Here is a 14,982-nt window from a genome sequence, read left to right as displayed (position 1 = left end):
TGAAACCCTAGCGCGTCGCGGTAGCCACGTCACCGACTTCCGGCAGAACAAAACGAGAAATGAGCTCGGCCGTGAGTAGCACGCTCGCGCGTGACCGGTTGACCTTGCCTTTCAAGAGAGCTCGACCTTCCCACAGCCCTGTGTTGGCGCGCGACCAGTCGATGCACTGCAGTGCCTTGAGCGACTCGCGCCATCGTGACGGGCGTTCGTTCATCAGGCGCCCGCCTGCTAGGGCAATCGCCTCCAAGGCGATCCCATGTGCGTGAATGGTGTCTCGGCGTAGCTCAGCCGTCGAGATTTCCTGCCGCCCAGCCGCGCTCCAGTCAGGCATGTTTTCGATCACCGTGTTCCAAAACTCTATTACGCTCGTCGGTGCCTCCGCCGAAGCGGGAAGCCCGGCACTGCTGACAAGGGTTCCAACGGCAGTGTGGAGATTACTGAAGGCGAAGAGTTTCTTCGATCCAGGGCCCAAATTCGAACGGGTGAAATCGGTCATGTCCCGGAACAATGGAATTGCATCGATCACAGTTCGGCTCAGGCGTGTGGCTGCGTCCCGTCCATCGTAGAAGAGACGGAGAGATCGCGCCGGCTTGATTCCATGCTGATTCAGGTCGACGAACATCTGCTGGGAACGGGAGAGGCCCTCGTCGGGGAACAGCGTTACTGCGATAGCCTCCGCACCGAGACTTGGCCGCTGGCGAAGCGCCTCGATGATGCCCGCACGCCGATGTTGACCGTCGTTGATCAAGATCGTTGCGCCCATGTCGACACTTAGGGTGCCGACCGATCGGTGTCCTTCAACTGGTTCGAAGGCGAAAGCGCCGTCGATGGTCGCGGATAACGCCGACAGCACGTATTCTGTGGGATTCTCCGTGATGTAGCGAGCAATTCCGGGCACACGGCTCTTGTTCAGGTCTCGTTGCGCCCGCAGCTCCACTGCCAGTTCTTCATCGTCGTAGCGGAATAGTCGCTCTACGGTCTTGAGAGGTATCATCGCCACATAAAAGGCGCGGCCGGCTTGGATGCCCCGGATCGCTGCGAAGCTGTAGCTATTCTCCACCTGTTTCCTCTCTCTGACTGTGTCCCCCTTTCGAACCCAATCTGAGCAACGAGAAGCGCGAAGCGTCCACCTGTCAGTCGAGTACGATCCTGTCCTCTACAGTACTGGTTGACAGCCCAGTACTATCGATACTACACGGGTCCGGTGCGAGGAGGTCTCGCTCGTGGTTAAGAGAGGCACCGATCATGGCTGTTAAGGACTATGTGATCCTGCAAGGGAAGCAGGTATCGTACGAGATCGCTCGTATTCCGGTGGACGCGGTTACGCTCGACCCCAAGAACCCCCGCATCGAATATCTGCTCGGGCAGAAGTTCGGTTCAGGCGCCACCCAGGAGGAAATTGTTGATGAGCTCTGGGCGAAGGACCAGGTGAAAGCTCTTGGGCAATCAATCCTCTCAAATGGCGGCGTCCGCGAGCACATTATCGTTCAGCGAAAGAAGGATGGCGGGTACCTGGTACGTGAGGGCAACTGCCGTAGCGCCAGCTCGAAGAAGCTGAAGGAGAGCAACCCCGGAGACAATCGCTTCGACACCATTCCCGCTCACGTCTTCGACGAACAACTCTCGGAGGAAGACGTTGCCGTGCTTATCGCTGAGGTGCACGTCGCCAAGAAGATCAGCTGGGATGCATACACCCAAGCCAAGCAGATCCACGAGCTGCATCGCATTCACGGTAAGCCGTACGATTGGCTGACCAACAATCTTCGGATGGGCAAGTCGAAGATCAGCGAGTATCTGGCCGCCTACGACGCAATGACCAGCTTCCTCGCTGTCCACAGCGATCCGAAGAACATCAGCCGTTTTTCGCTTTTCCATGAAATGGTCCGGAAAAAGGGACTGAAGGCGCTCTGGGACAATGACACCGACGGCTTTCGGGCTCGGTTTTTTCAATGGGTCATCGATGGGAAGATCCACGATCCCCGACATGTTCGTGATTTGGAGCAGATCCTCAAGGACCCGGACGCGAGCGCGGCCATGGACAAGAGCGGTCATGACGCCGCCGCCCAAGTGTTGATCGGAAAGGATCCGACGCTTGGCAGCGACACCTTCTATTCGATCAAGAAGGCTACGGAAGCGGTGAAGAACACGCCTATGAGCGACGTTCAGGATCTCAAAGCCGGCGACGTTCAGAAGATCCTGCTTCTCAAGAATCTGCACCGGGCAATTGACGATCTTGCCACGATGGCAGGGGTCAAGCTTTGAGCCGGCGGCTGCATGTCACCCGTCGAACGGTTCGGTTGAGGAGCGGTGGCCAGGTGCCGGCCGCACCTCTTCGAGATGCGGTTGGTGGTCGCCAGACGTTCGGGCGGATCAGTGCCGCTACTCGCCGGATCGTCTGGGATCGGGACGGAGGGAAGTGCACACGCTGCGCCGCCACGGAGGATCTTCAGTATGACCACATCATTCCAGTAGCGCTTGGCGGCTCAGGGTCGCCGGCAAACATCGAACTGCTTTGCAGACCGTGCAACCTCAAGAAGAGCAAGAAGATCGCGACTTAAAGAGAACAGGCTTGCAGCGTATACGTGCCTCAACAGGTCTGCGTCGAACTATCAACCAAAGTTTGTCGGATCGTCAAAGAATTCTTCGCAGCGCTCCTTTGTCATGCGCGCAGATTTCTTCCCGAAGACGTAGTACTTCACAGCGGAGACCACAAACTTTCCCCCGGTCTTGTCGTAAGTCGCTATTTTTCTAGGCATCGAGAGATCGAAAAATGCCGAGTCTCGTGTGCCGCTAGATCCAACATGGGCGCCTTGGTCCGCGTCAATCACTTCCACGTTCGCGAGCTTGTTGAGAACACGGTCAATGTAATAGCGAACCTTCTTGGAGGACGCGCCATCCGCCGGGATCTTGATTCGTTTGCCCTTGCGCCCAACCTCGGTCAGCTCGGCGGCAATCGAACGGCCCTTGAAGATGTCTTCTTCGAGAGCCCAGTAGATGTAGTCAGGGTCGCCGAATGCCACCTGCGGTAGCGTCTTACCGGCGTGTTTCCCAAAGGGGATCTTAGTCCAGGTCACGGGTGCCTCGATTAAAGATTATCGAAAACAGAGCCCATTCGAGGGCTAAAGAGTCGCTCGTAAGTCCGGAGCAAAAATGTGTCCGTCATACCAGCGACGTGATCGCAGATCACCCTGACGTTCTCCCCGCTAGATCTGTACAGGGCGTAAGTGGTAGTTGGCAGGAAGGCCTCTGGTTCGGAGCGTAGCGCCTCGAATACTGCCACGACCATCTGCTGGCCCTTGAACTCAAGATGTTGCACAGACGGGCTACGGATGACGACCTTATAGACGAGAGACTTCAGCGCATCGATTAGGGCTCGTGCGTCCTTGCGAATAGTAACACGGTATCGGAGCAGCGGTTCCTCAAAATCCGGGAGGGTTTCTATCTCACAGTTCTCGACCATGTAACCAACAAGCCTACTGACGGCGTGCTTGCGGGCTGTTGCCGGTCCGAACAACATTGTTACGAAATCGCCATAAACGTCGTTGTGCAGCCCAGGCTTTCGACGGCTCATCCAATCAAAGTAACCATCAAAGGTACTTGGCTCCACGCGACTTTCAAAGTCCTCCCGACTAATCAGTGTCAGCGCAAGTGCGTCCTCCAGATCATGAACACCAAACGCGATGTCATCTGAAACGTCCATTATGCTGCAATCAAGAGACTTGTGTAACGCGGCACCATGCTTGCCGGTTGTTTGTTTCACGGCCCTGAATTTGTCCCGGTCCAGCGAAGATACGTCTTCCAGGATCCAATCCACAACTGCTTGCTCGGAGTCCATGTAGCATTTCGGGGGCTTGGAGCGCGTCCTGTCAATGAGGTTCAATACTGAAAGACCTGCGGCCAGTCGGGGCTTCATGCTGTCGTTGTGCGCTTCGCTGAACGAGACCGGGTACTTCAGGGTACCGAGCAGTGTTCGCCTCGTCAGGTCAGCACCGTGTTGGTCTGAGTACTTCTCGAGGCTTGCTAGAATGCGAAGCGTTTGGCCGTTGCCTTCGAACCCGCCAGCACCGGACATGCAGTAGTTCAGTGCAACCTCTCCGCCATGCCCGAAGGGTGGATGGCCAAGGTCGTGTGTCGATCCAATCGCCTGAATCAGTGCGAGGTCAGGCAGGTGAGGAATTGCGCTGTGGCCCTCGTAATCCTTGCGTAGCTGCCGAGTTATGCTGCCGGCAATCTGCGCCACCTCTAGCGAATGGGTGAGCCGGGTGCGGTAGAAGTCGGAGTCACCTAAGTTGAGGATCTGGGTTTTGCCTTGCAGCCTCCTGAACGACGCGGAATGAACAATGCGGCCATAGTCAATGTCGGCGTTGCTTCGTGCGTCTGAGACATGTTTTTCCCAACCGCTTCGCCTTGCTTCCCAAGTCACCGAATCGACCCCCGCCCCGCCTACGATTGAATGCAACTAGCGTCGCGGCAGGCTGGCCTCAACGCTCTTCGCTGATCTCACACTGATCAGCTGAGTCCTTGTGCCGCGTCGGCGGAAGAAATCCTAATGTTGGCTGATCCGCCCTTGGTTTGATCCCTAGGATGGCGACGTTCAGGAAGCTCCTAGCGACGTGGCATTTAGAGAGAGTTGCGATGTGGCGCCTGTAGCCGCACTTAGAGGCGCGCAGCGCTTGCTGCCTGCGCACCGCTGCGGAACGGAACTCCTAAGATTGGGCGGTGGCGGCGCATTGATCCGAGGGTAGCCCCACACGCAAAAGTCAACGACTTCAGCGCAGACGTCTGGCGCCCACGTGACTGACAGCCCATCTCGAAGGAAACACAGAGAGTAGTTGAACACCCGATGTCCCACGAGATCGTCCCAGCGAACGAAAGCACGATGGCTGAGATCGAAGCATGGCTCGACTTGGAGGAACTCGCCTACCAAGCGGCCAAGGCCGATTGGGAAGAAGCTGGTCATGACGGCGACCAGCCTCAGCGCGGGTTCCGCTGCAATTGGAACTCCGTCAAGCGGTCGTGGCAGGAAGGTTATGCGCGCGTCGACGTGTTGATTGTAGGTGGCCAAGCTGTCGGTTTCCTCGAAGGCACGAATATCGTCGAGGTTAGGCCCGACCTACGGGGGCGCGGGTACGGCCGGCTTCTCGCCCAGTTCATGATCGACCGGGCGAGGAATGAGGGGCTTTCCGTGCTCGAGATAGAGATCGCACCCGCCAGTGCGGAGCCCTTCTGGAAGCACATGGGCTTCATCGTCGTGCCGGACCGCCGAGGACCGGGCGGCGGCATATACGCCTACCAGGTGGTCTACCGAAGTTTCGATCTCGCCGGCTTTGAACGGGTGCCATTCACAGTCAGCTTCTACACCGCCGGGGAGCGGTATGGCGATGATCCAACTCCGCGCGGCAGCGCCCGCGGGAGGCCTTGCGGTGTCCGCTTTAGGAGTGGCGATTACCCAGCTCGGAGTGATGGAGGTGCCGCTCGGCTCCAACAGCGGACCGATGGTCGACCAGTATCTCGCTTCGACCGGCGTTCCTCCGGGCAATTTCTGGTGCATGGCCTTCGTCTACTGGTGCTTCCGCGAAGCGGCGGCGGCGACCGGTGCCGCCAATCCTTTCCCGAAGACGGCCGGGTGCCTCGATGCTTGGAGCCGGGTCCGGAGATCCAAGCCGGGGAAGCTGATCAGCCGCGCGGCGGCCCTTGCCGATCCGACTCTGGTGCGGCCCGGCCATGTTTTTATCTTGAGCCATGGCGGCGGGCTCGGCCATGCCGGGTTCGTCCGCCAGTCGTTCGGCGGGCCGTTCCGGACGGTCGAGGGCAACACCAATCCGACCGGGAGCAGCAACGGGCTCGGCGTGTACGAGCTCAACCGGCGCAAGATCGCGGACCCGTCGCTAAAGGGCTTCATAGACTTCAACTGACCCGCGTTTTGCCAGATCCAGCCGGAGGTGAGGATTTCCGAGCTCCTAGGTGTCAACAGCCGTTCGTGATGCCTCAGCACGGAGTTTCGACAGGAGCGCGGGGAGGTGAGTGCTCAAACTTTCTACCCGTAAATACAATTAGCGGCTGACACCCCTTGGGTCTGGACAGGGAAACACCGAGTAAACACGCAAAAGCGCAGACCGATAGCCTTGCCCGATGGCGCTTGCGGAGGACCACTGGACAGGTACACACAAGTGTCGCACAAGGTTGCCGCAATCCTGCAATAACTGCGGAAATCCGCCAACTCTGGTGAGAGCTATTCTGGTCTGGAGTCCTCTCTCCCCGACCATCATCGCCACTCGCCGCGTGAGCGCGTACGAGTGGCTGCTGACGCAAGTGCAAGCCGCAGCTTGCGCGCAGCCTATTCCAGGAAGCGCCTGACAAAGCCGTTCGTCGATGCTCGCAGTTGCTCCGGCGTGCCGACCTCCTCGATCACGCCACTGCCCAAGACGGTGACCCGCTCGGCCAGCCCGAAAGCCTCCTCGTGGTCGTGGGTCACGAACACCGACGTCAGCCCCACTTCCTCGTGGATCTTCCGCAGCGCGGTCCGCAGCTCTCGCCTGACCTTCGCGTCCAGCGCTCCGAACGGCTCGTCCAGCAGCAGGATCGAAGGCTTCCGCGCCAGCGCTCGCGCTAGGGCGATGCGCTGGCGCTGGCCACCGGAAAGCTGGCTGGGAAAGCGCTTCTCATATCCGTCCAGCTGCACCAGGGCGAGAAGCTCCGCCACCCGCTCCGCGATCCGGGGTCGGGAGGGCCGGTCGGACCGCTTCATCACCGTCAGCCCGAAGGCGATATTCTCGGCCACCGTCATATGGCCGAACAGGGCATAATGCTGGAAGACAAAGCCGACCCCGCGCTGTGCAACGGGAACGCGGGTCACGTCGCGCTTGCCGAACAGCACTTGCCCGGCATCGGGCACCTCGAGGCCCGCAATGACCCGGAGCAAGGTCGTCTTGCCCGACCCGGACGGCCCGAGCAGCGCCATGAACTCGCCAGGAGCGATCTCGAGCGACACATCGTTCAGCGCCGGGAAGCTGGAAAAGCGCTTGGATACGCTTTTCACGGTCACGGATGCGCTAGTGGCGGGCGGCTGCAAGTTCATCGCCGTGTCGCCACTCGAGGAAGCTCTTGAGAACAAGGGTGACGAGGGCGAGTCCGGCGAGGAGGGAGGCGACGGCGAAAGCAGCGACAAAGTTGTACTCATTGTAGAGCACCTCCACGTGCAGCGGCATGGTGTTGGTCTCGCCGCGAATGTGACCGGAAACGACGCTCACCGCCCCGAACTCGCCCATGGCCCGGGCGTTGCACAATAGCACCCCGTAGAGCAGTCCGAAGCGGATATTCGGGAGAGTGACCCGCCAGAAGGTCTGCCAGCCCGAGGCACCGAGCGACAGGGCGGCTTCCTCTTCCTCCCGGCCCTGCAGCGTCATCAAGGGGATGAGCTGACGGGCGACAAAGGGGAAAGTGACGAAGACGGTCGCGAGGACGAGTCCCGGCACCGCGAAGATGATCTCGATATTCCGTGCGGCGAGCCATTCCCCGAACCAGCCCTGGGCGCCGAACAGCAGGACGAACACCAGGCCCGACACGACCGGCGAGACGGAGAACGGCAGCTCGATGAGCGTCACGAGCAGGGTTTTTCCGCGAAAGTCATACTTGGAGATCGCCCAGGCCGCGGCCACCCCGAAGATCATGTTCAGCGGTACAGATATGCCCGCGACGAGCAGGGTCAGGCGGATGGCGGCCAGTGCGTCCGGCTCCCGCACGGCATCGAGCCAGGCGGTCCAGCCGTCCTGCAGCGCCTGCACCAGCACGGCGCCGAGCGGCAGGAACAGCATCAGCCCCATGTAGGCGAGCGCCACGAGGATCAGCAGCAGCTGCAACGGCCGCGGCTCGGACAGATGCCGTGGACGCGCCATCAGCCCAGCCTCCGCCGCTGCCAATGCTGCAGCAGGTTCAACACCAGCAGCATGGCGAGGGACACCAGCAGCATGACGACCGCAATCGAGGCTGCGCCAGCAAAGTCATATTCCTCCAGCTGCGTGACAATCAGCAGCGGCGCGATCTCGGACCGGAAGGGCATGTTGCCGGCAATGAAGATCACCGACCCATATTCCCCCGCGCCCCGGGCGAAGGCGAGCGCAAAGCCCGTCGCGAGGGCCGGCACCAGGGTCGGGAAGATCACGCGCGCCATGGTCTGGAGCCGCGTTGCACCGAGAGTCATCGCGGCCTCCTCCGCTTCCTGCGACACCTCGGCGAGAACCGGCTCGAGTGTCCGAACGACGAATGGCAGGCCGATGAACGTCAGTGCCATGACGACCCCCGCCGGCTGGTAAGCGACCGGCAGCCCCCAGGCGGCGAGCGGTGCGCCCAGCAGCCCGGTATCGGCATAGAGGGCGGTCAGGGCGATCCCCGCGACTGCAGTGGGCAACGCGAACGGCAGGTCCACCGCCGCCCCGAACAGTCGCTTGCCGGGAAAGTCGTAGCGCACGAGCACCCAGGCGACGATCAGCCCGAAGACGCAGTTGATGGCCGCGGCCAGCAGCGCTGCGCCGAAGCTCAGCCGGTATGCAGCCAGCGCCCGGTCCGACAGCGCGGCTGCGACGAATTCGTCCCATCCCCCGGTAACGCTCTTCGCGAACACGGCCGAAAGCGGCACCAGCACAATGGCGCTAAGCCAGAACAAGGTGATGCCAAAGGATAGGCCGAAGCCGGGAAGAACCGAGCGGCTGTTTCGCGCCATCAGCATGTCAGGCCCTCGCTTCCATTAGAAATCCAGGTGCAGGCGCGTGGCCAAGACGTCGCCTGCAGTCTCGTTCCCGATCGGGTCCAGCGGCGTATTGTCTCCGCGGAACCGGACCCAGTTGAACATCAGCTTGGAATAAGGATTGAAGTACCAGTTGAGGCCAAGGGTCCAGCTGCTCGCCTCATTGCCTGCCCGCGCAAGGACCGGCGTGTCCGACAGGTCCAGCTTGTCGTAGCGCAGCGCGACTTCGAATGCGCCCAGCCCATCCTTGCCCAGCTCCTTGAAGGGCCGAACCCGGTCGAAGTTGCCTGCCCGGAACGGCCGGCTTTCCCCGGTCAGGAAGTAGGATGCATAACCGTAGAAGCCATTGAAGTTGACGTTCGGCAGCCCCGGGCGGTCCAGCCACAGCCGGCCAGCTTCACCGGCCAGGGTCAGAGGCCCGAACACGGCAGCCGCCTCCGCACCACCGTAGCGCAGCGAGCGGACGCCCGTGATCACGCCCGAGTCCGCGATGTTGCCGTTGTCGACCCGGATATTGGGCCGGTCGCTCAGGCGGACCGCGTCCTCCACATCGCCTGACTTCAGCGACGTGCGATAATAGCCGGCGAGGCCCAGGTGCACGATCCGGTTGGGCTGAAGCAGCGGCTCCCACGCGACGCGGCCATTCACGCCCCAGCTTTCATCGGGCGTGTCCGTGACGGGCGATCCGCTCGAGCGCGAGATGCTTTCGTTGTCGCCGAACAGGCCAACCGCCAGGTTCAGGTTCTCGCGCGGGGCATAGGTTGCCGAGAAGCCGATGCGCCGCTCGGCCCCGGCATTGCCGAAGGCGTTGGTGAACATGCCACGCTCGAGGAAGGTGTTGTAATTGTCGCTGTTGTTGCTCTCCAGCCCGAACGGCGCCTTGTGCTGGCCCAGCGTCAGCACCGTCTTCGGGATTTTGGTATACTGAAGATACGCGTCCGTGATGTTCACGGCATTGCCGGCGAAATCCACCTCCAGCCTGTAATTGAACCACTTGAACGCGGTCCCTTCCACGCCCAGCCGCGCCCGGCGGAAGGCCGTCCCGTTGTTGTAATCGTAGCCGCCCTTTCGCTCGATGAAGGCGGCGACGTCCGCTTCCACCACGCCGCGCGGCTTGAAGGTGAACGCGCCGGTCGGATCGGACGTCGACGGCACCCAGCCGAACTGCGCGTTCTTCGCCGCCCGCGTTTCCACCGTCTCCAGCCGCTGCTGGTTCAGTTCGGCCTGCTGCTCCAGCTCCGCGTTGCGGGCTTCCAGCTGACGAACGCGAGTCTCCAGGGCATTCAGGCGATCCAGCACCGGGTCGCCGGTGGGCGCCGGCGCTGCGGCACTGGTCGGCTCCTCACCGGCGACGATACTGTCGATCGGACTGGAACTCGGGTCGACTTCCGTCGGCGTCTCGGCCTCCTCCGGAACAGTCTGCGGCACCTGTGTCGAAATGGCAGCCGTGCCGGCCAGCAGGAATGCGATCATCTCCCTGTCCCCCTGTTGATGCGGTCAGCGCTTGGCGGCTTCGAAGATCTGGTCGAACAGCCCGCCATCATTGAAGTGTGCCGACTGGGCGCGAGCCCAGCCACCGAAATGCCGATCGATGCTCAGCAACTGCATGCGCGGGAAGCGGGACGCATAGCGTGCCGCGACCTGCGGGTTGCGCGGCCGATAATAATGCTTGGCGATGATGTCCTGCGCCTCCGCCGTGTAGAGGTAGCGCAGGTACGCTTCCGCCACGCGGCGCGTGCCGCGGCGGTCGACGACCTTGTCGACCACCGCGACCGGCGGCTCCGCCAGGATGGAGAGGGACGGAGCAACGATCTCGAACTTGCCGCGGCCAAGCTCATTGGTGGCAAGGAACGCTTCGTTTTCCCAGGCGATCAGCACGTCGCCCTGCCCCCGCTGGGCAAAGGTGGTGGTCGAACCGCGCGCACCGGAGTCGAGCACCGGCACATTGCGGAACAGCCGAGTCATGAACTCGCGTGCCTTTGCCGGCGATCCGTACTTGCGCTGGGCGTAGCCCCACGCGGCCAGGTAGTTCCACCTCGCCCCGCCGCTCGTCTTTGGATTGGGCGTGATGACCTTCACGTCGGGCCGGATCAGGTCGTCCCAGTCACGGATCTTCTTCGGATTGCCCTTTCGGACCAGGAATACGATGGTCGAATAATATGGAGCGCTATTGTTGGGCAGCCGGCTCTGCCAGTTCGGCGGGAGCAGCTTCGCCCGGGTCCCAATCTCGTCGATGTCGTAGGCGAGGGCCAGCGTGACCACGTCAGCCGGCAGTCCGTCGATCACGGAGCGGGCCTGCTTGCCCGATCCGCCATGGCTCATCCGGACGGTGACCCGCTGCTTTGCCGCCGCCTGCCAGCGCTGCGCGAACCGTTGGTTGATCTCCTGGTACAGCTCCCGCGTCGGATCGTACGACACGTTCAGCATCTGGACCGCAGCTTGTGCCTGCGCCTGGGAGGGCAAGGCAGCGGATGTCAGAACCGCGGCGGCGAGTAAAAGGATCGAACGTCGGCGAACCATGTCCAGCTCCCGATTGAGGGAGGCTGGATGATGAACCCTAGTCCAGGACTAGACAATTAACCTTTTCTTCATCTCGGCGCTGATTCCCAACCTTCCGACGCGGCCAGCCGGCCCTCCCAGTCGGCCCCCGTGGCTAGGGAGATACCGTCCAGGATCCGAGTCGTTTCGTCTCGGACAATGGCGAACGCCCGCCGAATCGCGCAGCTCGCTTCATCGTGGCAGTCGCCGCACGGCGCATAGAAATTCTCGCTGGCACAGCTGATCAGCGCGATCGGGCCTTCCAAAGCCCGGACGATCATGCCGAACGAGATGTCTTCCGGCGGCCGCGTCAGGACGTACCCGCCGCGTGGCCCCCGCGTGCTGCGGATGACCCCCGCCTTCTTGAGGTCGAGCATGATGAGCTCGAGATACTTGGGCGGGATCTTCTGGGTCTCCGCGATCCGGGCGAGCTGGACCGGCGCTCCGTCACCTTCCTCGACAAGATACAGGAGCGAGCGGAGGGCATAACGCGATTTCTGTGTCAGCACCGGGGAAGGATGGCACAGTCGTGGCGCCAACGGCAAACGCGCCGGTCAACGCGCCCTGGAGGATCAGCGATCGCCGGGCCCGCTGAGCGCGGCGAGGCTTCGCGCGAGGTCGGCACTGCGGAAGGGCTTGGTCAGTCTCGGCAGATCCGCAGCGATCCCGGCCGTTTCCGCATACCCGGAAACCACGAGCACCTTCATGCCGGGCCGCTCGCCCTGTAACTTGCGCGCAAGGTCCGTGCCGGACATTCCGGCCATCAGATGATCGGTGACGACGAACTCAGGATACAGGCCGCGATCAAGCAGACGCAGGGCCTCTTCCGCCGACGCCGCCTCGACCACGTCATAACCGAGCTCGATCAGCATGTCGGCAGTGCTGAGGCGAACGAGATCCTCATCGTCGACCAGCAGGACCTTGCCTCGCCCCGGCGCTGCTGATGTCTCCTTCGCAGGCGCTTCGGCGCTCCGGGTCGGCTGGCCTTCGGGAAGCCATAGCTCCACGTTGGTGCCGACGCCTTGCGTGCTTCGGATGGTGACGGCTCCACCCAGCTGTGAGGCAAGGCCATGCACCATCGACAGCCCCAGGCCCGTTCCCTTGCCCACACCCTTGGTGGAAAAGAAGGGCTCGACCGCTCGGGCCAGCGTCGCTTCGTCCATGCCGATGCCCGTGTCCGCGACCGACAGCTGCAGGTAGCGCCCAGGCCGCAGACCCGACCGATGTTGCCGACCCACTGTCGCGCTCTCGGCCGAGATGCGAAGGCTGCCGCCCTCCGGCATGGCGTCGCGCGCATTCACCGCCAGGTTGAGCAGGGCCATTTCCAGTTGGTTCGGGTCCGCCTTGGCCGGCGGCAGGTCGGGCGCGACGTCGACCGTAACCCTGATCTGCGGCCCGGTCGTGCTGGCGATCAGATCTCCCATGCCCGCGACCAGCTCGCCGACATCCACGGCCACGGGCTGCAGCGGCTGCCGACGCGCGAATGCCAGGAGGCGCTGGACCAGGGTCTTCGCCCGCTCGGCCGACTGGGCGGCCCCTCCGATGAGGCGTTGTTCGCGCTCTCCGCCGAGGCCCTGGCGCTGCAACACGTCCAGCACGCCGACGATGGGGGTCAGCAGATTGTTGAAGTCGTGCGCGACACCGCCGGTCAGTTGACCCATCGCCTCCATCTTCTGGCTTTGCCGAAGGGCCTCCTCGCGCTCCCGGTCCCGCGTCACGTCGCGCCCCACGGCGTAGAAGCGGTCTCCCTCCGGCACGGCGGTCCACGACACCCAGACGACCTGTCCATCCTTGCGGACCAGCCGGTCTTCGAATTGCTGTAGCGCTTCTCCCTTCTTCAGCGCGAGCACGACCACCCCTGCGGCTTCGGCGTCATCGGGGTGGATGAACTCGCTGAACGGCCGTGCGAGGAGCTCTTGCTCCGAATAGCCAAGCAGCTTTTCCCAGGCCGGGTTGATCGTTTTGAGGTAGCCGTCGAACCCTGCGGCTGCGAACAGTTCGCTCGACAGCTCGAAGACCCGGTTCCGTTCGCGTGTCCGCTCCTCCACCGCCAGGGCAAGCGCGTCCGCCTTGCCCCGCAGCGCTTCCTCGACCCGGTGCTGGGCCGTCACGTTCACGTTGATGCCCGTCAGGCGGATGGGCCTCCCGGCCGTGTCGTGCACAGCGGTGGCTTGCGAACGGAGCCAGCACACCTCGCCGTTCCGACGCACGACGCGGAAGTCCATGGAGAAGGGCTCGCCCGTCTCCGCTCCTCGAAGCGCGGTGGCCATTGCCTCCTCGCGATCGTCGGGGTGCACCGCCTTGCTCCAGCTATCGAACAGGCGCTCCGGATCCGTAGCGGCGTCGATGTCCAGCAGCGCGTACATCTCGGGCGACCAGGTGATCGCATTCGACTGGAGGTTCCAGTCCCACACCCCGATGCCGGCTGCCAGCTGCGCAAGCCTCAGCCGCTGCTCGCTTTCCCTGAGCTCCGCCTCGGCCGCGCGCGCATCGCTGATGTCCTGCACCGAGACGACCACTCGGCCAGGCTCACCCGGCAACGGAGCCGATGCGAGCCTCACGGGAAAGCGGCTGCCGTCCCTGCGTCGATACTCCTTCTCGTAAGTATCCCAGCAGCCGCGCTCCCGAGCCTGGGCGATCGCTTTCTCGTCCAGGTGGAGTTGCTCCGGCAGCGTGAAATCGCGCCAGTCCCAGCGCCCCTCGTCGAAGTCGGCGCGACTGTGACCCGTCATCTCCAGGAAGGTGTCGTTGATCGCCAGCGTCTCGCCGCTATTCGCGTCGAAGATCGTGAGGCCAGTCAGCCTGGAGTTGAACACGCCCCGTAGCCGCGCCTCGCTCTCGGCCAGCGCGAGTTCGGCTTCCTTGCGCGCGTGAATGTCCGTGGACGTGCCGAACCAGGTGGTGATCTGCCCGTCGGGATCGCGGATCGGGACCGCTCGCGCCACATGCCAGCGGTAACTGCCGTCCCGAGTCCGGTACCGGCATTCATTCTCGTAACTCTGGCCCTCCCGCAGCGCTTCCGCCCACAGCCGGGCGGTCACGGGCGCATCTTCGGGGTGCAGTGTGTCAGCCCAGCCCGTGGGGAGCGCTTCAGCCGGACTTTGCCCCGTCAGTTCGTACCAGCGATCGTTGAAGAAGTGCAGTTCACCGGCGGGTGTCGCCAGCCAGACGATGGCCGGCAGCGCGTTGGTGATGCTGCGCTGCAGTTCCTCGCTGCGGCGAAGCTCGTCGTGTGCTGCCTCTCGCTCACGCTCCGCGGCCCGCGCGGCGGTCACGTCGCGCTGCACGCACAGCCAGTAGCGCCGTCCCTCGACCTCGACCGCCGTGATGCGGGACGAGCTGACGAAGGTCGAACCATCGCGGCGCCGGTTGAACCATTCCCCCTCCCAGAAACCCTGCGCCTTCAGCTCTTCGATGACCTCCGCGACCCGCTGCTGGTTCTCCGCGTCGGGATAGGCGTTCTGGACCGAGACGTGCTGCCCGAGGAGCTCGCCCCCATCGTAACCGAACAGCCTGTCCTCGGCCGGGTTGGTATAGCGGATGATCCCATCCTCATCCGACAGGCTCACTCCCTCGCTCATGCTGTCGAGCAGGGCGCGGTACAATTGGTTGGAGCCAAGGACGATTGCGTCTGTGCCGATGCGGTCGTCGCCCGACGCAGGCAGTTCAAGGGCAGGCGGCTCGACCATTCGAGCACTGTA

Annotated in this window: 13 protein-coding genes and 1 pseudogene; 4 read left to right on the top strand and 10 right to left on the bottom strand. The window is 62.8% G+C overall.

Annotated features, from left to right (window positions below; translation table 11 throughout):
- Positions 1–7: 7 nt before the first annotated feature.
- Positions 8–1,060 (bottom strand): DNA sulfur modification protein DndB, encoded by a 1,053-nt coding sequence (gene dndB / locus JT720_RS04025; RefSeq protein WP_205479527.1) that lies wholly within the window; start codon positions 1,058–1,060, stop codon positions 8–10.
- Between the two features lie 185 nt (positions 1,061–1,245).
- Between dndB and JT720_RS04020 the strand changes: the two genes are divergently transcribed.
- Both JT720_RS04020 and JT720_RS04015 read left to right on the top strand, forming a co-directional pair.
- Positions 1,246–2,262 (top strand): ParB N-terminal domain-containing protein, encoded by a 1,017-nt coding sequence (locus JT720_RS04020; protein ID WP_205479526.1) that lies wholly within the window; start codon positions 1,246–1,248, stop codon positions 2,260–2,262.
- 53 nt (positions 2,263–2,315) lie between these two features.
- Positions 2,316–2,558: an HNH endonuclease gene (locus JT720_RS04015; protein ID WP_205479524.1), complete on the top strand. Its 243-nt coding sequence runs from the start codon at positions 2,316–2,318 to the stop codon at positions 2,556–2,558.
- A 51-nt stretch (positions 2,559–2,609) separates the two neighbouring features.
- Here JT720_RS04015 and JT720_RS04010 read toward each other — a convergent pair whose 3' ends face one another.
- Both JT720_RS04010 and JT720_RS04005 read right to left on the bottom strand, forming a co-directional pair.
- Positions 2,610–3,074 (bottom strand): exodeoxyribonuclease X C-terminal domain-containing protein, encoded by a 465-nt coding sequence (locus JT720_RS04010; RefSeq protein WP_205479523.1) that lies wholly within the window; start codon positions 3,072–3,074, stop codon positions 2,610–2,612.
- A gap of 11 nt (positions 3,075–3,085) precedes the next feature.
- Complete coding sequence (locus tag JT720_RS04005; RefSeq protein WP_205479521.1) at positions 3,086–4,423, bottom strand: anti-phage deoxyguanosine triphosphatase; 1,338 nt, start codon at positions 4,421–4,423, stop codon at positions 3,086–3,088.
- A 420-nt stretch (positions 4,424–4,843) separates the two neighbouring features.
- Between JT720_RS04005 and JT720_RS14215 the strand changes: the two are divergent.
- Positions 4,844–5,254 (top strand): annotated as a pseudogene (locus tag JT720_RS14215) (GNAT family N-acetyltransferase); the annotation flags it as partial.
- Positions 5,255–5,381: 127 nt separating this feature from the next.
- On the top strand, positions 5,382–5,915 hold the full coding sequence (locus JT720_RS03995; RefSeq protein ID WP_205479519.1) for a CHAP domain-containing protein: 534 nt from the start codon (positions 5,382–5,384) through the stop codon (positions 5,913–5,915).
- 422 nt (positions 5,916–6,337) lie between these two features.
- Here JT720_RS03995 and JT720_RS03990 read toward each other — a convergent pair whose 3' ends face one another.
- The 7 genes from JT720_RS03990 to JT720_RS03960 all read right to left on the bottom strand — a co-directional run bounded on the left by JT720_RS03990 (position 6,338) and on the right by JT720_RS03960 (position 14,970).
- Positions 6,338–7,078 (bottom strand): sulfate/molybdate ABC transporter ATP-binding protein, encoded by a 741-nt coding sequence (locus JT720_RS03990; RefSeq protein ID WP_205479517.1) that lies wholly within the window; start codon positions 7,076–7,078, stop codon positions 6,338–6,340.
- On the bottom strand, positions 7,053–7,895 hold the full coding sequence (gene cysW, locus JT720_RS03985; RefSeq protein WP_205479515.1) for a sulfate ABC transporter permease subunit CysW: 843 nt from the start codon (positions 7,893–7,895) through the stop codon (positions 7,053–7,055). The genes JT720_RS03990 and cysW overlap by 26 nt, the downstream gene beginning before the upstream one ends.
- Positions 7,895–8,725 (bottom strand): sulfate ABC transporter permease subunit CysT, encoded by an 831-nt coding sequence (cysT, locus tag JT720_RS03980; protein WP_205479514.1) that lies wholly within the window; start codon positions 8,723–8,725, stop codon positions 7,895–7,897. The genes cysW and cysT overlap by 1 nt, the downstream gene beginning before the upstream one ends.
- Before the next feature lie 18 nt (positions 8,726–8,743).
- Positions 8,744–10,216 carry a porin gene (locus tag JT720_RS03975; RefSeq protein ID WP_205479513.1) on the bottom strand — a complete coding sequence of 491 codons (1,473 nt, stop codon included), beginning with the start codon at positions 10,214–10,216 and terminating at the stop codon, positions 8,744–8,746.
- A 24-nt stretch (positions 10,217–10,240) separates the two neighbouring features.
- The gene (locus JT720_RS03970; protein WP_205479512.1) at positions 10,241–11,263 is read right to left on the bottom strand and encodes a sulfate ABC transporter substrate-binding protein; all 1,023 of its coding nucleotides are present in this window, start codon (positions 11,261–11,263) and stop codon (positions 10,241–10,243) included.
- Between the two features lie 68 nt (positions 11,264–11,331).
- A complete protein-coding gene (locus JT720_RS03965; RefSeq protein ID WP_205479511.1) occupies positions 11,332–11,790 on the bottom strand; it encodes an Rrf2 family transcriptional regulator in 459 nt (152 codons plus the stop codon).
- 63 nt (positions 11,791–11,853) lie between these two features.
- A complete protein-coding gene (locus tag JT720_RS03960) occupies positions 11,854–14,970 on the bottom strand; it encodes a PAS domain S-box protein (RefSeq protein ID WP_205479510.1) in 3,117 nt (1,038 codons plus the stop codon).
- Positions 14,971–14,982: the final 12 nt, after the last annotated feature.

The sequence above is a fragment of the Sphingomonas arenae genome, assembly GCF_016924655.1.
Classification (GTDB): Bacteria; Pseudomonadota; Alphaproteobacteria; order Sphingomonadales; family Sphingomonadaceae; genus Sphingomicrobium; species Sphingomicrobium arenae.
Note: the sequence above shows the minus strand (reverse complement) of the source record. Positions and strands in the feature narration are given on the sequence as shown.

Excerpts from the sequence above, each read along its gene's own strand:
- cysT (WP_205479514.1), bottom strand. The coding sequence starts at position 8,725 with ATGCTGATGGCGCGAAACAGCCGCTCGGTTCTTCCCGGCTTCGGCCTA.
- JT720_RS03995 (WP_205479519.1), top strand. The coding sequence starts at position 5,382 with ATGATCCAACTCCGCGCGGCAGCGCCCGCGGGAGGCCTTGCGGTGTCC.
- JT720_RS04020 (WP_205479526.1), top strand. The coding sequence starts at position 1,246 with ATGGCTGTTAAGGACTATGTGATCCTGCAAGGGAAGCAGGTATCGTAC.
- JT720_RS03960 (WP_205479510.1), bottom strand. The coding sequence starts at position 14,970 with ATGGTCGAGCCGCCTGCCCTTGAACTGCCTGCGTCGGGCGACGACCGC.
- JT720_RS03970 (WP_205479512.1), bottom strand. The coding sequence starts at position 11,263 with ATGGTTCGCCGACGTTCGATCCTTTTACTCGCCGCCGCGGTTCTGACA.
- JT720_RS03990 (WP_205479517.1), bottom strand. The coding sequence starts at position 7,078 with ATGAACTTGCAGCCGCCCGCCACTAGCGCATCCGTGACCGTGAAAAGC.
- cysW (WP_205479515.1), bottom strand. The coding sequence starts at position 7,895 with ATGGCGCGTCCACGGCATCTGTCCGAGCCGCGGCCGTTGCAGCTGCTG.
- JT720_RS03975 (WP_205479513.1), bottom strand. The coding sequence starts at position 10,216 with ATGATCGCATTCCTGCTGGCCGGCACGGCTGCCATTTCGACACAGGTG.